This window comes from Bradyrhizobium sp. CB1015, from assembly GCF_025200925.1.
Classification (GTDB): domain Bacteria; phylum Pseudomonadota; class Alphaproteobacteria; order Rhizobiales; family Xanthobacteraceae; genus Bradyrhizobium.
Genome location: NZ_CP104174.1, coordinates 6,300,544 through 6,319,723, shown reverse-complemented (window position 1 = coordinate 6,319,723; position 19,180 = coordinate 6,300,544). Strand labels below are relative to the sequence as shown.

Below are 19,180 nucleotides of genomic sequence, written 5' to 3'. Positions count from 1 at the left end.
GGTTGGGGGCCTTTAGCGCTCGTCCGCGATCACCTTGCCGTCATTCGGCAGCACGCCGGGGCTGACCAGCTCGACATTGCCGCCGAGCTTCGTCACGGCGCGCAAAGTGCCGGCGATCTCCTCGCGTAGCGCTTCGCTCGCGGCCGCCGTTTCCGCCCTCAATGTCATCGCGTCGGTCTCCTCCTGGCGTGTGACGACGAGGCGTAGTCTTCCGAGCGAGGAATGGCGCTTGCCGATCTCGGCGATCTGCTCGGGACGGACGAACATGCCTTTGATCTTGGTGGTCTGGTCGGCGCGGCCCATCCAGCCCTTGATGCGCATGTTGGTGCGACCGCAGGGGCTGGTGCCCGGCAGCGCGGCGGTGAGGTCGCCAAGCGCAAGCCGGATCCAGGGATGGTGCGGGTCGAGCGAGGTCACGACGATCTCGCCGACGTCGCCCGGCGCGACCGGCACTCCGGTGCCGGGCTTGACGATCTCCAGGATCAGGTCCTCGTTGACCACCATGCCTTCGCGTGCCTCGGTCTCGAAGGCGATGAGGCCGAGATCGGCGGTGCCGAAGGCCTGGTAGGCGTCGATGCCGCGCCCCTTGATCTCGGCCTGGAGCGAGGGCGGGAACGCAGCGCCCGAGACCAGCGCGCGCTTGATCGAGGAAACGTCACGCCCCGAGCTTGCCGCGGCATCGAGCAGGATCTTCAGGAAATCCGGCGTGCCGCTGTAGCCTACCGGCCGGTAGGCCTCGATCAGCTCGAATTGCTGTTCTGTGTTGCCCGGGCCGGCCGGGATCACAGCGCAGCCGAGCGCGCGCGCCGACGCGTCGAAGATGAAACCGCCGGGGGTGAGATGGTAGCTGAAGGTATTCAGGACGATATCGTCGGGACGGAACCCGGCTGCGAACAGCGCCCTTGCGCCGCGCCAGGGATCGGCCTGCCGCCCTTCCGGCTCGAAAATCGGGCCGGGGGAGGTGAAGAGGCGGGGGAACGAGCTCGGGGACCCCGCCACGAAGCCTCCGAAGGGCGCAGAGGCCTTGTGCAGGGCGGGCAGTTCCGACTTGCGCAACACCGGTAGGTCCGCCAGAGCCGCCCTGGAGGTCACGGCGGCGGGATCGAAGCCTTTGAGCCGCGCGGCATAGGCCGGGGCGGCCATCGCGGCTCGCAGCACCTCCGGGAGGCGGACGAACAGGTCGGCCTCGCGCGCGGCTTGCTCGCGCGTCTCGCGGGCGTCGTAATGGGCGGTCATGGCTGTTCTTTCCGTGTTGGCATCCGTTGCGTACCGCCCCCGGCATGGCTATCAGACCGCCATTGGCGAGGCTTGAAAGGGACCCGATGGCGGACGAAGGAATCATTGCGGCGTCGAACGTCGTCGCACGTCTGAAGCGCCGTATGATCGACGAGGCGCTGCCGCTGTGGTCGACGGTCGGCTGGGATCACGCCGCAGGCGGCTTCATCGACAGGCTGCACCGCGACGGCGCGGCGGATGCGGCCGCGCCCCGGCGCGTGTTCGTGCAGGCCCGCCAGATCTGGTGCTACGCGAAGGCGGCACAGATGGGCTGGTATCCCGACGGGCGCGCCATTGCGCTGAAGGGGCTGGAGCACCTGCTGGCCAAAGCGAAGGCGCCCGACGGCCGGCCCGGCTATGTGCACCGGCTGACCCCGGACGGATCGGTGCTGGATGCCCGGCGCGATGCCTATGACCACGCCTTCATCCTGTTTGCGCTCGCCAGCGTCTATGCGCTCGATCAGGATGCGCAGGTCCGCGCCGAGATCGATGCGCTGCTCGCCTTCCTCGACGGCCATCTGCGCTCGCCGCATGGCGGCGTTCACGAGGGCCTTCCGGTCTCGCTGCCGCGCCGGCAGAACCCCCATATGCATCTGTTCGAGGCGATGATCGCGTGTTTCGACGCGACCCACGATCTGTCGTTCCAGAACCGTGCCGGCGAATTCTTCGCACTGTTCCTGGCCAACCTCTACGACAAGCAGAAGCATGTCTTGTCGGAGTATTTCGAGGAGGACTGGTCGAAGATCGAGCCGGTCAGCGTCGAGCCGGGCCACCAGGCGGAATGGGTCTGGCTGCTGAAGGGTTTTGAACGCATGACAGGCTGCCCGACCGGCCAGCGGCGTGCGGAATTGCTGGAGACCTCGCTGCGCTATCGCGACGAGACCACGGGCTGCCTCGTCGACGAGGGCGACGCAAGCGGCAACATCCGCCGCAGCACGCGCCGGCTGTGGCCGCAGACCGAGATCGCGAAGGCGTGGATCGCGCAGGCCGAGTCCGGCGAGGCGGGTGCGGCGGACGAGGCGCGCGCGGCGCTGGTGCGGCTCGAACGGCACTATCTCAGCCATCCCGTGAAGGGCGGCTGGTACGACCAGTTCGATCGCGACGGCAAATCGCTGATCGACACCATTCCTGCGTCGTCGTTCTATCATGTTCTCTGCGCGGTCACGGAAGCGGAGCAGGTACTCGGCTAAGCTCTTTGTGGATCACAGCCAGCGCTTGCGCCGCTTGAAGCTCTTGAGGTTCTTGAAGCTCTTGCGCTGGTCGCCAGCGCCGCCGAGGTAGAATTCCTTGACGTCCTCGTTGTCGCGCAATTCGTCGGCGCTGCCGTCGAGCACGACCTTGCCCTGCTCCATGATGTAGCCGTGCCTCGCCACGGAGAGCGCAGCGCGCGCATTCTGCTCGACCAGGAGGATGGTGACGCCGAGATCGCGGTTGATCTTTTGAATGATCGAGAACACCTCTTTCACCAGCAGCGGCGACAGGCCCATCGAGGGCTCGTCCATCAGGATCATCTTCGGGCGCGCCATCAGCGCGCGGCCGATCGCGAGCATCTGCTGCTCACCGCCGGAGAGATAGCCGGCAAGGCCGGTGCGCTCCTTCAAGCGCGGGAAGTAGCCGAAGACCATGTCGAGGTCGGCATCGACCTCGCGGTCTCTGCGGGTGAAGGCGCCGAGCTTGAGATTCTCGAGCGACGTCATGTCGGCGACGATGCGCCGGCCCTCCATCACCTGGAAGATGCCGCGGCGGACGATCTTGTCGGGATCGATGCCGTTGATCCGCTCGCCCTCGAACAGGATCTCGCCGCGCGTGACTTCGCCGTCCTCGGTCTTGAGCAGCCCCGAGATCGCCTTGAGCGTCGTCGACTTGCCGGCGCCGTTGGCCCCGAGCAGCGCCACGATCGCGCCCTTGGGCACGTCGAGGCTGAGGCCGCGCAGCACCAGGATGACGTCGTCGTAGACGACCTCGATGTTGCGCACGGCGAGGAGGGGCGGCGCGGGCACGATGCTGGGGGAGGGACGCTCGATTTGAGCCGTTTCACTCATGGTCAGTTACTCTCTCTTGGTGTCGTCGCGGCCCGATCCTGTCATTCCGGGGCGGTCCGCAGGACCGAACCCGGAATTTCGAGGTTCTCAGGTGCGCAATTGCGCACCATAGTCCGATGCTTCGCATCGTCCCGGAACGACGCGTTAGGGCCTCACCACCCCAGCCATTCCGGCTTGCGCGGCAGCTCGACCGTCTTGACCTTCTCGAGCTTGATCGCGCCCTTGGCCATGAGATCGTTGAGGTCGCTGTCGGTCGCGCCCGAGATCTTGGTGCGATAGAGGTCCACCTTCAGCGTGCCGCGATGGTCCTTGTCGGTCCAAGTCGAGGGATTGCAGACACCCTCCATGCCGGCCGGCACCCAGTCCTTCTTCTGGTAGAAGCCCTTGGCGACGTTCTCGCCGGTGGCGCCGCCGTTCTTGGCGGCCCAGTCGAGCGCTTCCCTGGTGTAGAGCGCGCTACAGACGCCGGCGATGTAGTGCACCGGGCGATAGGCCTTGCCGCTCGCATCCGACATTTTCGAGATTTCCATCACCGTCTTCATGCCCGGCGCGTTGCCGCCCCAGGTCACCGCCGTGCGCAGGGGGAACACGACTCCGTCGGCCGCGTCGGCCGCTGTCTTGGCGGCGTTCTCATCCATGCCCCAGACATTGCCGAGGAACTGCACATCCACGCCGGCGGCCTTGCAGGCCTTCAGCACGGAGATGTTGGAGGCGGCGGTGTTGCCGAGATAGGCGTAATTGGCGCCGGAGCTCTTCAGGCTGAGGCACTGCGCACTGTAGTCGCCGGGCGTCAGCGCGAACACGATCGGCGGCAGCACTTCGAAGCCGAGCTCGTTGGCGATCGCCTCGCCGGCCGCCTTCGGCGCATTAGGATAGGGATGATTGCCGCCCATATGGACGAACTTCGGCTTGCCGCTCTTGCCCTTGGCCTTCCAATCCTCGGCGGCCCAGGTCACCAATGCGCGCATCGCATCCGAGTAGCTGGGGCCGTAGAAGAAGTTGTAGGGGGCGGGCTTGGCCTTTCCGCTCACGCCTTCCGGATCGGTCAGGGCCGCCGCGTAGGAGGCGGAGACGTAGGGAATCTTGTCCTGTGCGACGAAGCCGGTCAGCGCTTCGGTGTCCGCGGTGCCCCAGCCCATGATCGCGGCAACCTTCTCGCCACCAGACCATTTCTTGTAGAGCGCGATCGCGCGCGGCACCTGGTAGCCGTAGTCGTTGCTGTCGAGATTGACCTGCTTGCCGCCGATACCGCCGTTCTTGTTGATCCAGGCAAACGTGTCGGCCACGGCTTGGCCATAAGGCGTGCCGACGTCCGAGGTCGCACCGGAATAGTCGGCGAGATGGCCAACCGCGATCTGCGCCTGCGCGCTGGCCGCAAAGCCTGCGATCGCAAACGCGAGGGAAGCGGTGCTCAAAAAGGATCTTGTCTTCATGGGTTGGTTCCTCCTGTTATCGTTAAAGTGAAGTCGCCCGCGCTCAATGCGAGAACGGGTAGAGTTTCCAGTACGCCTTGATCTGTCGCCAGCGATGCGCGAGGCCATCGGGCTCGAACATCAGGAACGCGATGATGATCATCCCGATCGCGATCTCGCGCAGGAAGGTGATGTTGGTGTTGAGCGACAGCGCCTTGTCGATCGCGCCGCCCTTCAAATGCAGGCTGATCCATTCCATCGACTCCGGCAGCAGCACGACGAAGGCGGTGCCCATCAGCGTGCCCATGATCGAGCCGGTGCCGCCGATGATGATCATGGCAAGGAACAGGATCGAGCGCTCGATGCCGAAACCCTCCTGGGAGACGACGAGCTGATAGTGTGCATAGAGCGCGCCTGCGATGCCGGCGAAGAAGGCGGCAAGACCGAACGACAGCGTGCGGTACTTGGTGAGATTGATGCCCATGATCTCCGCGGAGAGATAATGGTCGCGGATCGCCACCAGCGCGCGGCCGTCGCGCGTGCGCATCAGGTTGGTGACGAGGATGTAGCTCACCAGCACATAGGCCAGCACGACGTAGAAATATTGCTTGTCGCCGCGCAGCGTGTAGCCGAAGATCGAGAACGGCTCGGCGCTCGCCGGCACCGAGCCGCCGGAAAACCATTCGGCGCGGGAGAAGAAGTCGAGCAGGATGTATTGAGCGGCGAGCGTCGCGATGACGAGATAGAGCCCCTTCAGCCGCGCCGCCGGAATGCCGAAGACGAGGCCAACGAGCGCGGTGATGACGCCGGCGAGCGGGATCGCGAGGAACACCGGGATCGGCGCGTTGTTGGAGATGTAGGCCGAGGTGAAGGCGCCGAGCAGGAAGAAGGCGGCGTGCCCGATCGAGATCTGGCCGGTGAAGCCGACCAGGATGTTCAAGCCCAGCGCCGCGATCGAGAAGATGCCGATCTGGATCAAGATGCTGAGCCAATAGCCGCTGAAGAATTGCGGCGCGAGGCAGAGCAGCGCGACGCCGAGAATCGCGAAATTGCGGCTGGTGGTGGTCGGGAAGATCGTGGTGTCCGCGGCGTAGGTTGTGCGGAAATCACCAGCGGGGATGAGGGCAGGGCCGGCCATGGGTCAGATCCGCTCGATGTCGTGGGTGCCGAACAGGCCGTAAGGCTTGATCATCAGCACGATGATGAGGACGTAGAACGGCGCGATCTCGTAGAGATTGCCCCAATGCAGATACTCGTTGTCGACATATTGGGCGACATTCTCGAGCAGGCCGATGATGATGCCGCCGAGTACGGCGCCGCCGACGGAATCGAGTCCGCCGAGGATCGCCGCCGGAAACACCTTGATGCCGTAGGCGGACAGTCCCGACGATACGCCGTTGACCACGGCGACCACGACGCCGGCCACCGCCGAGACGGTCGCCGAGATCGCCCAGGCCATCGCGAACACGCTCTTCACGGAGATGCCGAGCGACTGCGCGACCTGCTGGTTGAACGCGGTGGCGCGCATCGCAAGGCCGTACTTCGATGCTCGGAAGAACCAGGCCATGCCGATCATCATCGCGACCGACACGACGAGGCTCATGACATAGACGGTCTGGATCTGCAGTCCGAGCAGGCTGACCGACTGGCTCTCGAACACGCGCGGGAACGGCTGCGGATTGACGCCGAACATCCATTTCAGCGTCGCCTGCAGCACGGTGGAGAGGCCGATCGTCACCATGATCACCGAGATGATCGGCTCGCCGATCATCGGCCGCAGGATCAGCACCTGCACCGCGATGCCGAACACGAACATGAACACCAGCGTGATCGGCATGCCGATCCAGAACGGCACATGGTATTTCGCAAGCAAGGCCCAGCACACCCAGGCGCCGACCAGCAGCAGTTCGCCTTGCGCGAAGTTGACGACCTGCGTCGCCTTGTAGATCAGCACGAACGACATCGCGACCACGCCATAGAGCGTGCCGACCACAAGGCCGTTGACCAGGAGCTGGATGAGGAAGGCGGTGTTCATGCCGATATCCGCGCAAAATGCAGAAACAATGACGGTGCACCCTCTCCCCTTGTGGGAGAGGGTTGCTTCGCGAAGCGAAGCCGGGTGAGGGGTTGTCTCCGCAGTGACGGTGCGGAGAGAGCAGCCCTCACCCGGGTGAGGCCGTGGCTGACGGCGGAGATGCCCTCTCCCACAAGGGGAGAGGGCGCATCGGCAGGCATCGCGTGCTGGACTGGAAGCAAGCTCACTCCGCAGCCTCCGCCATGTGCCCGCGCCCGCCGAGGTCCACCACGCGCAGCGTCGTTCGCACCCGCTGCGTGGTGCCGTCCTGGAAGCGGATCACGGTGTCGACGGGGATGTCGGAATCGCCGCGGTAGATGGCGTCGATGATGCCGGCGTATTTCTCGTTGATGACGCCGCGGCGCACCTTTCTGGTGCGCGTGAGCTCGCCGTCGTCGGCGTCGAGCTCCTTGTAGAGCAAGAGGAAACGCGAGATGCGCTGGGCCGGCGGCAGCGTGGCGTTGACGGTCTCGACCTCCTTCTGCAGCAGCGCGTAGACCTCCGGCCGTGAGGCGAGGTCGCTGTAGGTCGTGAAGGAGAGGCGGTTCTTCTCCGCCCATTTCGAGATGATGGAGTAGCGGATGCAGATCATGGCCGCGAGCGCGTCGCGGCCGGCGCCAAGCACCACGGCTTCGGCGATATAGGGCGAGAATTTCAGCTTGTTCTCGATGAATTGCGGCGAGAAGCGCTCGCCGCGGGAGGTCTCGGCGAGATCCTTGATGCGGTCGATGACGACGAGCTGCTGGTTGGCGTTGAAATATCCGGCATCGCCCGAGCACATCCAGCCGTCCTTGATGTCGGCGACGCTGGCCTCGGGGTTCTTGTAGTATCCCAGGAACATGTTCGGGTGCCGCACCACGATCTCGCCGACGCCGTGGACGTCGGCATTGTCGATGCGGATCTCGACGCTGTCGGCCATCGGGACGCCCGTGGTGTCGGGATCGACCTTGCCCTCGGGATGCAGGGTGTAGGCCCCGAGCAGCTCGGTCTGGCCGTAGAGCGTGCGCAGCGGCACGCCCATGGCCTGGAAGAACTTGAAGGTGTCAGGCCCGAGCGCCGCGCCGCCGGTCGCGGCCGACCGAAGGCGGGTGAAGCCGAGGCGGTCACGCAGCGCGCGAAACAGGATCGCGTCGGCAAAGCCGGAGCGTTTGCCCTGTTCGAGCGCGGCAAGGCCCGACTTCATTCCGACATCGAACAGGCGCTGCTTGAAGGGCGTCGCATCCATCACCTTGGCGCGGACGTCGGCGGCAATGGATTCCCAGACGCGCGGCGCGAACAGCACGAAGGTCGGCGCGATCTCGCGCAGATCATTCATCATCGTGTCGGGCTCTTCGACGAAGTTGATCTTCATCCGGCAGAGCAGACCTTTGCCGAGCACGTAGACCTGCTCCATGATCCAGGGCAGCGGCAGCACCGAGACATATTCGTCATCGGGGCCCTTGGGGTCGAAGGCGAGATAGGTCGCGCAATGGCCGAGCACGCGGCCGGCAGCGAGCATCGCGAGCTTTGGATGCGAGGTGGTGCCGGAGGTGGTGCAGAGGATCGCGACGTCCTCGCCCTTGGTGGCGTCGACCAGTCTGTCGTAGAGCTCCGGCTCGCGTGCGGCGCGGGCACGGCCGAGCTCGGCAAACTTCTCCGCCGACATCAGGCGCGGGTCGTCGTACTTCCGCATTCCGCGCCGATCGGAATAGACGATGTGCTTCAGCTTCGGCACGCGTTCGGCGAGGGTAAGCAGCTTGTCGACCTGCTCCTCGTCCTCGGCGAAGACCAGCTGCGCCTCGCCATAGTTGAGGAGATAGGAGGCTTCCTCGTCCAGCACGTCGCGATAGAGCCCGAGGCTGAGGCCGCCAATGGCATGTGTCGCGACTTCTGCCGCGACCCAGTCCGGCCGGTTGTCGCCGATGATGCCGATGACATCGCCGCGACCAAGGCCAAGCTCGACGAGACCGAGCGCGAAATCACGCACGCGGGCCTGATAGTCGCTCCAGGTGAAGATGCGCCAGAGCCCGAGATCCTTCTCGCGCATTGCGATCTCGTTGCCGTGCTCCCTGGCGTTGAGCCGGAGCATCTTTGGATAGGTGTCGGCCTGCGCGACGCGGCCTGCATAATCCATCATGCCGCGCTCTCCTGCGCCGGAGAGGCATCATCGGGATCGACCAGCACCTCGTCCTCTTCGCCGAGATAAGCGCGCTTGACGTGCGGATCGGCGAGAACGGTCGCCGGATCGCCCTCGGCGATCTTCTTGCCGAAATCCAGCACCATGACGCGATGGGAGATGTCCATCACCACGCCCATGTCGTGCTCGATCATCACCACCGTCATTCCGAACTCCTCGTTGAGATCGACGATGTAGCGGGCCATGTCCTCCTTTTCCTCGAAATTCATGCCGGCCATCGGCTCGTCGAGGAGGATCAGGCGCGGCTCCAGGGCCATGGCACGGGCGAGCTCCACGCGCTTGCGCAGGCCGTAGGAGAGGGTGCCGGCGGTGGCCTTGCGCACCGACTGCAGATCGAGGAAGTCGATGATCTCTTCCACCTTGCGGCGGTGCTCGAGCTCCTCCTTGCGCGCGCCGGTGAGCCAGTACAGCGAGCCCGTGAGGAAATTGTTCTTCAGGAGGTGATGGCGGCCGACCATGATGTTGTCGAGCACGCTCATATGGTGGAACAGCGCGAGATTCTGGAAGGTGCGGCCGATGCCGAGCGAGGCGCGGGCATTCGGCGTCAAGCCGGTGATGTCGCGGTCCTGATAGAACAGCTGGCCTTCGGTCGGCTTGTAGCGGCCGGAAATACAGTTCACGATCGACGTCTTGCCGGCGCCGTTGGGTCCGATGATCGAAAACAGCTCGCCTGCCCTGATGGCGAAGCTGACATCGGTCAGGGCACGAACGCCGCCGAATCGCAAGGACACGCCGCGCACTTCGAGACTGGTAGCCACCAAACGAATCCCTCCCGGTGATGGCGCTTGATTGGCGCTCTTCGTCCGTTCCTGTCAGGCGATCCTAGTACGGTCGTGCCGGCCAGACCATGCAGCTATTGGTCTCGACCGGACCGGCGCCACCTTCGTTCCCGTGAGGGATCAAAAGCCGCATCGCCCGAGGTGGTCCTCAATAGGGGAAAGCGCTATTTTGAAATGTCTCCGGCCTGACAATTCTGCGACAAAGTTTGTCGAGCCGAGCGGGCCTTCATCTTTCGTCGGATGGGTGGCCGAAGCGATTCTGTTGCAGTGCAACAGAAGCATGGAGTGACAGAACGGTGCGGCTGGCTTCGAGATCATGATTTCAGAGGATCATCTGAAGCGCATTGCCGCCTGGTCGCGCGAGCTCACACAAGCCGAGATCGAGGTCGCGCGTGCCGGAATCACGGAGCGGTCCTACGGCACCGGCGAGAGCGTGTTCATGCGCGGCGATATTTTTGCCTATTGGGCCGGCATGGTGGGTGGCCTTGCCCGCATGGGCGGGGTCTCGCGCGACGGCAAGGAGACCAGCCTTGCCGGGCTGACGGCAGGGGCCTGGTTCGGCGAGGGCAGCGTGCTCAAGAACGAACCGCGCCGCTACGACGTGGTCGCGCTGCGCGACAGCCGCGTAGCCCTGATGGAGCGCAGCGCCTTCATGTGGCTGTTCGAGAACAGCGTCGGCTTCAACCGCTTCCTGGTGCGCCAGCTCAACGAGCGGCTCGGCCAGTTCATCGGCATGCTCGAGGTCAACCGCACGCTCGATGCCACCGCGCGCCTCGCCCGCAGCATCGCTTCGCTTTTCAACCCGATCCTCTATCCGGAATCGACCGCGCATCTGGAGATCACGCAGGAGGAGATCGGCGCGCTCTCCGGCATGTCCCGCCAGAACGCCAACCGCGCGCTGAACCGGCTGGAGAAAGAGGGGCTGCTGCGGCTGGAATATGGCGGGGTCACCATCCTCAACGTCGAGAAGCTGCGTGAGTATGGCGATTAGCGCCCGGCTCCTGCCTCGTCATCCCGCTTGCTTTCCTCCAGGTCGCGCGGCAGCCGCCTTCGGTCCGCCAGTGCACCCGCAGCATTGCCTCGCCGTTTAATCCGTCCGGGCGAGGGTCGACGAGCCACCGCTTGCTCTTCCGGCGCGCCGCGCCCATTCTGGCCTGCATGCTGGGTCCATTCTTGAGGGCCAGCGGATCACGCCATCGCGGCTTCCGCGAGGTTTCGGTCAGGAAAGGTCTTGGGCCATGAGAGGTCTTGGGCCATGACGTGCTCGGGTTGCGGGTCTGAGGTTCAGAGCGGCTTTGCCTTCTGCCCGAAGTGCGGCACGAAGCAGCCGAAGGCGTGCCCTGGCTGCGGCTTTCCATGCGCACCGGATTTCGCCTATTGCCCGAAATGCGGCGTTTCCGTCTCTGAGGTCTCCACGGGCGGCGGGCAGGCGCCAACGCGCCTGACGACGCTTCCGATCCGGCCGTCCTCTCCGCCTCTCTTGCCGACGGATGCAGCTCAAGCCGCATGTGGACTTCAGTCGGACAGGATCGACAGCGAGGCGAACCGCCGTACCATCACCGTGCTGTTTGCCGACCTCAGCGGCTTCACCGCGATGAGCGAGCGGCTCGACCCCGAGGTCATGCAGACGCTTCAAAACGAACTGTTCGAAGAGTTGACGGCCGCGGTGCAAAGCTTTGGCGGTTTCGTGGACAAATTCATCGGCGATGCGCTGCTTGCTCTGTTTGGTGCGCCGGCGGCGCACGAGGACGACCCGGAGCGGGCGGTCCGCGCTGCGCTCGACATGTTCGGCCGGACAGCGCGTCTCAGCGAACGCGCGAAGGCGTATGCAGGTTCACCGCTGCTGCTCCATGTCGGCATCAACACCGGGCACGTCGTCACGGGCGGGATCGGTGTGGGCGTTGCCAAATCCTATTCGGTGACCGGCGACACGGTGAATACTGCCCAGCGACTCCAGTCGATGGCGGCTCCGGGCGAGGTGCTGGTCGGGCCATTGACCCACCGTCTGACGCGGCATGCGTTCTCCTATGACTCGCTTGGCGAGGTCTCGCTCAAGGGCAAGATGGGCAGCGTATTGGTGCACCGTCTGAAGGAGGCGCTCGACACGCCCCGTGCGGCACGCGGCCTCGACGCGCTTGGCCTCAATGCGCCGTTCATCGGGCGCGACGCCGAGCTTGCGCGCATCATCGGCAGCCTTGATCTCGCGTGCGGCGGCGCGGCTCAACTGGTGCGGCTGGTCGGTGAAGCCGGCATCGGGAAAACGCGCCTGGTCAGCGAATTCGCCGCCCGTATCCGCGACGAGGATCGATTTGCACACGTGGCGATTCGGCGGGCGGCGTGCTCGCCGCTGGGCGAACAATCCTACGGCACACTCGCCGCCGTGCTGCGCAGCGCCTATGGCATCGCGCAGAAGGCCGACGCCGCAGAGGCGGAGGCGAAGGTCGCCGAAGCGCTGTCGGAGCTTGGCCTCGCGACTGACGAGGCCGACCGACTGATGCCCCTCTATCTGCATGTACTCGGCCTCGGCGACCCCAACGCCGTGCTCAGGCATGTCGAGCCCGAACAGCTCCGCCGGCAAACATTCTTCGCGATACGCACCGTCTTCGAACGCCGCCTGGCGCTGTCGCCGTTGCTGATCATCGTCGAGGATCTGCATTGGGCGGATGCGGTATCTCTTGAAGCGTTGCGGTTCCTGATGGACAGAATGGAGCGGACGCGGCTGATGCTGCTGTTTACGCATCGGCCGATGCTGGAGCTGGACCAGTTCGGTTCGAGCAAAATCAGTCACACGACCCTTCGGCTGCCCCCGCTTGACGACGCCGAGGGACAAAGGCTGATCGCGGCCTACTTCAGTCGCGTTTGGCGTGACCCACCGGGACGCCTGTTCAGCCGAATCCTCGATCGCGCTGGCGGCAATCCGCTTTTTCTCGAGGAGATCATACGGGGCCTCATCGAGGCCGGCACGCTGGAGCGCGACGGCGCGCAGTGGCGGATGACGTCGGATGAAGCTGCCGCCGATATTCCGGCAAGCATTCAGGCGTTGCTGCTGGCGCGCCTCGACCGGTTGCCGCATCCGGTACGCCGCCTGGCACAGGAGGCTGCGGTTATCGGACCGCGTTTTGATACGGCGGCTCTCGGTGCGGCGGCAACCGAGCCGGCGAGGGTTGAAGCGGGGCTCGAACGTCTGTGCGATGCGGAGATCATCGAGGAGGTCGCGGGCTCGAACTCGATTTCGCTGCGGACCTACCGCTTCACGCAAACCATGCTTCAGGACGTGATCTATCAAAACCTGCTTCTGCAACGGCGGATCGAGCTTCATGGACGGATTGGTGGAGCGCTCGAGAGGCTCTATGGCAATGATCCCGAGCGTCTCGAAGATCTCATACTGCTCGGACATCACTTCAGTCTGAGCGCGAGCAAGCCGAAAGGCGCGCGCTATCTGCGCGCGGCCGGCGATCGCGCACGCGCCAGCTATGCCAATGACGATGCCATCCGTCTCTACCAACAGGCCCTCGCCGTGCTGTTGACCGGCGGCGAACTGGAGCAGGAACGTCTGGTCCTGTACGAGCGGATTGCGGACCTCTGTGGCGCGGCTGGCCGCCGGACCACGGCCGAGGAGCACTATCAGAGCGCGTTGGAGGGGCATCGCGCCATACAGGACCGGATCGGCGAAGCGCGAATTGTTCGCAAGCTTGGCCGATTGCTGTGGGATGCCGGCAAGCGGATCAAGGCAGAGACGCATTACGCCGAGGCGGCCAAACTGCTTGGAGGGACCGACGCGCCCATCGAGTGGGCGCATCTCTTGCAGGAGCGCGGCCGTCTCGCGTTTCGGACGGGCGATCACGTGGCCGCCGCAAGATGGGCAGACGAGGCGCTCGGCTATGCACGGTCAGTACCGGCGGACGAGCAGGCCGGGCTCGAGGCGGCACGTGCCATTGCCGAGGCCCTCAACACCAAGGGGGTTGCGCTGGCGCGGCTTGGACGACACGCGGAGGCAGTCCGTGAGGTGGAGCAAAGTGTCGCGGCCGCCGAAGCGGCCGGGCTCCTTAACGTAGCGTGCCGCGGCTACACCAATCTCGGTGTGCTCTACACGATCGTTGACCCGGCGAAAGCCGTGGAGGTTTGCCGGCGCGGACTCGATGTCGCGCGTCAGATCGGGGATCTTGGCTTCCAGGCGCGTCTGCTTGCCAATTTTGCCGTTGCCTGTTGCACCTTCACGGACAGATGTACCGAGGAAGGGGTGCCGGCTGCCGAAAGGGCGATCGAAATCGACCGTGCGCTCGATCAGCGCGAGCATCTCTCCGTGCCCTTGATTGTGCTTGGGCAAATCCATCAATGCCATTTCCGCCCCGATCTGGCCGCCCTCTGCTACAATGAAGCAATCGAGGTGGCGAACGAAACCGGTGAACCGCAGCAGCTCTTTCCATGCTATGATGGTCTCGCGACGCTGAGCCTTGATCGAGGCGACATGCCCGAGGCCGACCGATATTTCGCGCTGGCCCATGATGTCTGCGCCCGCCACGGGCTTGATCCCGCCGGGCTGATCGTACTGCCATTTCTTGACTAGGTCATATGAAGGAGTTCAACCATGTCAGAACTTCATGTCGATGGACCGCTTCAACCGGGCGATCGCGCACCGAACATCGTGCTGGACGCCATCACACGCGATGGAACGATCGCGCTCCAGGATTTTCGCGGACATAGTCCGATATTGATCGGCTTGTATCGAGGGCTGCACTGCCCGTTCTGTCGGCGCCATATCGCGGCACAGGCGCAACTCGACGCAGCCCTGCGCGACAAGGGCGTCGAAAGTCTCACGGTCGTGAATACGCCCATCGAGCGCGCGCGGCTCTACTTCCGCTATCATCCATTGCCCAATCTGCTCGCCGCGTCCGACCCCGAGCGGATCTCGCACCGCGCGTTCGGCCTGCCCAACATCGAGTTCACGGAGAACGAGACCGAATGGCCGCGCAAGGTGGGCATGGATGTGGTCATGAGCATGCCGGTCGAGATGCCCGGCGAACTACCCGGGCCGATGAATCGGCCAGCGGCGGCTGAGTACCTCAACAACAAGGACGGCTACGAGATCACGGAGGCCGATCAGCGCATGGCGGCAACCGGCCAGGGCCAGCTTTTCGGCCAGTTCCTGCTCGATCGGGAAGGGATCGTGCGCTGGACGTTTACCGAGGTCCCCGACGGCGGCCAGCGCATGTTCGGAGCTCCGAGCCCACAGGAGCTGATGTCGGCCGCCTCGCAGGTGGCGGGCTAAGAATCGGCGCCTGGCGATTAACCCGTCGCCTTCGCCGTCCTTTCCGCTAGCGCCGCCGCCATCGCCGAAATCAGCGGGCGCATGAAATAGGCCTCATCCGCCGGTGCGATGTCCGTGCGCAGGCCGTGCGCGGTAAGCTCCCCCGACACCGCAGGGCCCACCGACGCAATCAGCGTCCGCTCCAACCCGGCGCGCAGCTTCGCCTCACTGCCATGCGCCTTGGCGGCTTCGATCAGGCGGCGGACCTGGCCGAGATTGGTCAGTGCAATGGAGTCGATGCGTCCCTCTGCCATCTCGTCAATGGCGGCGACGATGCTGGCATCGGCAGCCTTGGAATCGTAGACGTAGGGCAGCACGGTATCGACGGCGGCGCCTTGCGCGGCCAGCGCGCCGGTCAGCGCGCTGTGGTCCTTGTCGGGATAGAGCTGGAGACCTAGTCGCCGCCCCTTCAGGTCGAGCTTGGCCAGCATCTCGATCACGCCTTCGGTGGTCGGCTTCTCCGTGGTCTGCTGCGCCTCGAGACCGATCTCGCGCAGTGCCTTGCCCGGCTTCGGGCCGCGGGTGAATTTGCGCGCTTGGGCGAGCGCCGCGACAAGGGCGGTGTCGAGCTCGCGGGCGCGGGCGAGCTTCATGATGCGACGCAGGCCTTCGCCCGTCATCAGCACGAGATCGTCGAAGGGCTCGTCGATGGCACGGCGGATCCAGGCCTCGACTGGAGCCGGATCCGGCGCATCACAAATGGTGAACATCGGGCACTGCACGACCTCGGCGCCTTGCTCGGCCAGAAGCTTGGAGAACTGCGCCTCCTCACGCGTTTCCAGGATCAGGATGCGGTAGCCGTTCAAGCGGTCGGCCATGGGGATGCTCCGGTGAGAATTCGCAATTGTCCGTTCATCCTGACTCCGCGGTTGGGATTGGCGCAAGGGCGGGCCGGTGCTAGAGCAGGGCGCAAATCGCAGGAATGTTCCGCTGCACAAACCTTCATCACGAGCCAAGTCTTGCCCGACCATCAATATGTTCTGACCCTGTCCTGTCCGGATCGCCCCGGCATCGTCTCGGCGGTGTCGACGTTTCTTGCTCATAATGGACAGAACATCCTCGACGCCCAGCAGTTCGACGACGTCGAGACCAAGAAGTTCTTCATGCGGGTGGTGTTCACCGCGGCCGATCTTGCTGTGGAGCTGTCGGCGCTGCAGACCGGCTTTGCCGCGATCGCCGAGCGTTTCGGCATGGAGTGGCAGATGCGCGACCGGGCTGCGCATCGCAAGGTGATGCTGCTGGTGTCGAAGTCCGATCACTGCCTGGTCGACATCCTCTATCGCTGGCGCATCGGCGAATTGCCGATGGTTCCAACCGCGATCGTCTCCAACCATCCGCGCGAGGTCTATGCCGGGCTCGATTTCGGCGGCATCCCCTTCCACCACCTGCCCGTCACCAAGGAGACCAAGCGCCAGCAGGAGGCGCAGATCATGGACCTCGTCGGCAAGACGAAGACCGATCTGGTGGTGCTCGCCCGCTACATGCAGATCCTGTCCGACGATCTCTCGGCAAAGCTGTCGGGGCGCTGCATCAACATCCACCACTCGTTCCTGCCGGGCTTCAAGGGCGCCAAACCCTATCACCAGGCCCATGAGCGCGGCGTCAAGCTGATCGGCGCCACCGCGCATTACGTCACGCGCGACCTCGACGAGGGCCCGATCATCGACCAGGACGTCGAGCGCATCAGCCATCGCGACACGCCGGAAGATCTGGTCCGCAAGGGTCGTGATATCGAGCGCCGCGTGCTGGCGCGGGCCATCCGCTACCATCTCGACGACCGCGTCATCCTCAACGGTCGCAAGACCGTGGTGTTCGTGGATTAGGGCGCTGTCGTTCCGGGGCGCGCGAAGCGCGAACCCGGAACCTCGAGATTCCGGGTTTGCCTCTGCGAGGCGCCCCGGAATGACAGGTATCCCTCAGCGCACCGCGCCAGCCGACGTCGTCCCCGTCGCGCCCTTCTGGGCCTGTTCTTCCTTCTCGCGATCGGCCGCCGGCATTAGCCGCTTGCGCTCGCGTTCCTTCATGTAGGCGTCGTATTGCGGCGTGCCGGGTCGCGGCGGCGCATCGGCGGGCAAGCCGCCGGCCCATTGCGGGACGTAGTCGCCCATGCCGGCGGAGAGCTTTTCATTGACCGTCCCGCAGCCTGCAAGAATGGGAGCGAGCATGGCGACTGCAGCGGCGATCGAAAGCGAACGGGAACTCATAGACATCTCTGTCGTGCCCGATCGGGCGCGGATGGAGGAGCGCCGGATAGGCGTCAGCGGCGAACCATAGCTCTCAACATGTAAAATTGGCCTATTCGAGGGTGGGCGAAGCTGTATACAAAGAAGGTGCTATAATAAGCAAACTTAGCGCTTGATGGGGTGACTGCAGTTGGTACGGTATACATGGCGTATTTGTCGTTCGATGAGCCGTCGGGTGGTCTCGTCGCGACGCAATCGAGATGTCGAGATTCTGCAAATGAGAGGCGGAATCCTCCATCCCTGTGTGGTGCGGCCCTCGCCCTCCTGCCCAGCGTCACAGGGGCTTTTTCGTTGACAGGACCATTTTATTTGTACAATCGTACAAATATCCCCCGCCGTCGGTGAGGCAGATCGCGCGGCTTGCGCCGAATGGTCGCCCAACGTCCGATTGACAACGGGGTTGCAGAGGACGCCATGTGGCCGCACCGCATGGCTTGTCCGTGAGTGAAGCGCGGCAAGGACCGGGCACTCGGTCCGGCGCACAAGAGTGAGGAATGAAGGGGAGGGACGTCTGATGTTCGGATGCAGGATTTTTTCACGTACCGCAGCGGTCGTTGCTATCGCGGGCCTTGCGGCCGTCGCGCCCGCCAAGGCGGAAGACGCGGTCAAGATCGGGCTGATCCTGCCAATGACCGGCGGCCAGGCCTCGACCGGCAAGCAGATCGAGAACGCGATCAAGCTCTACATGCAGCAGAAGGGCGACACCGTAGCCGGCAAGAAGGTCGAGATCATCCTGAAGGACGACGCCGCGATCCCGGATAAGACCAAGACCGCCGCGCAGGAGCTGATCGTCAACGACAAGGTCAATTTCATCGCCGGCTTCGGCGTGACGCCGGCCGCACTCGCCGCAGCGCCGCTGGCAACGCAGGCCAAGATCCCGGAAGTCGTGATGGCAGCGGGCACCTCCATCATCACCGAGCGCTCGCCCTATATCGTGCGCACCAGCTTCACGCTGGCGCAGTCCTCGACCATCATCGGCGATTGGGCGGTGAAGAACGGCATCAAGAAGGTCGCGACGCTGACCTCGGACTACGCGCCGGGCAATGACGCGCTGAACTTCTTCAAGCAGAACTTCACCGCGGGCGGCGGCGAGGTGGTCGAAGAGGTCAAGACGCCCTTGCAAAACCCCGATTTCGCGCCGTTCCTGCAGCGCATGAAGGACGCCAAGCCGGATGCGATCTTCGTGTTCGTGCCGGCGGGCCAGGGCGGCAACTTCATGAAGCAATATGCCGAGCGTGGCCTCGACAAGGCCGGCATCAAGGTGATCGGGCCGGGCGACGTGACGGACGACGATCTGCTCAACAACATGGGCGACGCCGTGCTCGGCACGGTCACCGCGCATCTCTATTCCGCGGCGCACCCCTCGCAGATGAACAAGGATTTCGTCGCGGCCTACAAGAAGGCCTTCGGCAACCGTCCGGGCTTCATGGCGGTGAGCGGCTATGACGGCATCCACCTGATCTACGAGGCGCTGAAGAAGACCGGCGGCGACACCAACGGCGACAAGCTGATCGAGGCCATGAAGGGCCAGAAGTGGGAAAGCCCGCGCGGCCCGATCTCGATCGACCCCGAGACCCGCGACATCGTGCAGAACATCTACATCCGCAAGGTCGAGAAGGTCGACGGCGAGCTCTACAATGTCGAGTTCGCGACCTTCGAGGCCGTCAAGGATCTCGGCAAGACCAAGAAGTGACGCGCTCTTCTGAACCTCTCCCGCTTGCGGGCGAGGTCGGCGCAAAGCGCCGGGTGAGGGCTGTCTCCTCCTGGGGATTGTCCCATTGCGGAAACACCCTCTCCCCAGCCCTCCCCCGCAAGCGGGGGAGGGAGCGCAGTAAGGCACTTGGCTGAACCTAGGATAATTCCCGGCTCCC

15 protein-coding genes are annotated in these 19,180 nt (G+C 64.4%); 6 read left to right on the top strand and 9 right to left on the bottom strand.

Annotated features, from left to right (window positions below):
- Positions 1–12: 12 nt before the first annotated feature.
- Positions 13–1,236 carry a phenylacetate--CoA ligase family protein gene (locus N2604_RS29655; RefSeq protein ID WP_260371586.1) on the bottom strand — a complete coding sequence of 408 codons (1,224 nt, stop codon included), beginning with the start codon at positions 1,234–1,236 and terminating at the stop codon, positions 13–15.
- A gap of 86 nt (positions 1,237–1,322) precedes the next feature.
- Here N2604_RS29655 and N2604_RS29650 point away from each other — a divergent pair, with 86 nt between their 5' ends.
- Positions 1,323–2,465 carry an AGE family epimerase/isomerase gene (locus N2604_RS29650; protein WP_260371585.1) on the top strand — a complete coding sequence of 381 codons (1,143 nt, stop codon included), beginning with the start codon at positions 1,323–1,325 and terminating at the stop codon, positions 2,463–2,465.
- Between the two features lie 12 nt (positions 2,466–2,477).
- Here the strand turns inward: N2604_RS29650 and N2604_RS29645 are convergent, their stop codons facing one another.
- From N2604_RS29645 to N2604_RS29620, 6 genes are all read right to left on the bottom strand, one after another.
- The gene (locus N2604_RS29645; protein WP_260371584.1) at positions 2,478–3,317 is read right to left on the bottom strand and encodes an ABC transporter ATP-binding protein; all 840 of its coding nucleotides are present in this window, start codon (positions 3,315–3,317) and stop codon (positions 2,478–2,480) included.
- Positions 3,318–3,469: 152 nt separating this feature from the next.
- Positions 3,470–4,750, bottom strand: coding sequence for an ABC transporter substrate-binding protein (locus N2604_RS29640; RefSeq protein WP_260371583.1), 1,281 nt, complete (start codon positions 4,748–4,750; stop codon positions 3,470–3,472).
- 43 nt (positions 4,751–4,793) lie between these two features.
- Positions 4,794–5,867, bottom strand: a complete 1,074-nt coding sequence (locus N2604_RS29635; RefSeq protein WP_260371582.1) for a branched-chain amino acid ABC transporter permease — start codon at positions 5,865–5,867, stop codon at positions 4,794–4,796.
- Positions 5,868–5,870: 3 nt separating this feature from the next.
- Positions 5,871–6,764 carry a branched-chain amino acid ABC transporter permease gene (locus N2604_RS29630; RefSeq protein WP_260371581.1) on the bottom strand — a complete coding sequence of 298 codons (894 nt, stop codon included), beginning with the start codon at positions 6,762–6,764 and terminating at the stop codon, positions 5,871–5,873.
- Positions 6,765–6,987: 223 nt separating this feature from the next.
- Complete coding sequence (locus tag N2604_RS29625; RefSeq protein ID WP_260371580.1) at positions 6,988–8,919, bottom strand: long-chain fatty acid--CoA ligase; 1,932 nt, start codon at positions 8,917–8,919, stop codon at positions 6,988–6,990.
- A complete protein-coding gene (locus tag N2604_RS29620; RefSeq protein ID WP_260371579.1) occupies positions 8,916–9,737 on the bottom strand; it encodes an ABC transporter ATP-binding protein in 822 nt (273 codons plus the stop codon). Before N2604_RS29620 ends, N2604_RS29625 begins: the two co-directional genes overlap by 4 nt.
- A 337-nt stretch (positions 9,738–10,074) precedes the next feature.
- Here N2604_RS29620 and N2604_RS29615 point away from each other — a divergent pair, with 337 nt between their 5' ends.
- The 3 genes from N2604_RS29615 to N2604_RS29605 all read left to right on the top strand — a co-directional run bounded on the left by N2604_RS29615 (position 10,075) and on the right by N2604_RS29605 (position 15,027).
- Positions 10,075–10,749 (top strand): Crp/Fnr family transcriptional regulator, encoded by a 675-nt coding sequence (locus N2604_RS29615; RefSeq protein WP_260371578.1) that lies wholly within the window; start codon positions 10,075–10,077, stop codon positions 10,747–10,749.
- Positions 10,750–11,013: 264 nt separating this feature from the next.
- Positions 11,014–14,325, top strand: coding sequence for an adenylate/guanylate cyclase domain-containing protein (locus tag N2604_RS29610; protein ID WP_260371577.1), 3,312 nt, complete (start codon positions 11,014–11,016; stop codon positions 14,323–14,325).
- 21 nt (positions 14,326–14,346) lie between these two features.
- Positions 14,347–15,027 carry a redoxin domain-containing protein gene (locus N2604_RS29605; RefSeq protein ID WP_260371576.1) on the top strand — a complete coding sequence of 227 codons (681 nt, stop codon included), beginning with the start codon at positions 14,347–14,349 and terminating at the stop codon, positions 15,025–15,027.
- A 17-nt stretch (positions 15,028–15,044) separates the two neighbouring features.
- Here the strand turns inward: N2604_RS29605 and N2604_RS29600 are convergent, their stop codons facing one another.
- A complete protein-coding gene (locus tag N2604_RS29600; RefSeq protein ID WP_260371575.1) occupies positions 15,045–15,884 on the bottom strand; it encodes a uroporphyrinogen-III synthase in 840 nt (279 codons plus the stop codon).
- A gap of 141 nt (positions 15,885–16,025) precedes the next feature.
- Here N2604_RS29600 and purU point away from each other — a divergent pair, with 141 nt between their 5' ends.
- Positions 16,026–16,889 (top strand): formyltetrahydrofolate deformylase, encoded by an 864-nt coding sequence (gene purU, locus N2604_RS29595; RefSeq protein WP_260371574.1) that lies wholly within the window; start codon positions 16,026–16,028, stop codon positions 16,887–16,889.
- Positions 16,890–16,982: 93 nt separating this feature from the next.
- On the opposite strand, the gene N2604_RS29590 is transcribed toward purU, so the two are convergent.
- Positions 16,983–17,276: a hypothetical protein gene (locus N2604_RS29590; protein ID WP_260371573.1), complete on the bottom strand. Its 294-nt coding sequence runs from the start codon at positions 17,274–17,276 to the stop codon at positions 16,983–16,985.
- A gap of 547 nt (positions 17,277–17,823) precedes the next feature.
- Here N2604_RS29590 and N2604_RS29585 point away from each other — a divergent pair.
- Entirely contained in the window at positions 17,824–19,002 is a 1,179-nt protein-coding gene (locus N2604_RS29585) for an ABC transporter substrate-binding protein (RefSeq protein WP_260371572.1), read from the top strand.
- Positions 19,003–19,180 lie beyond the last annotated feature (178 nt).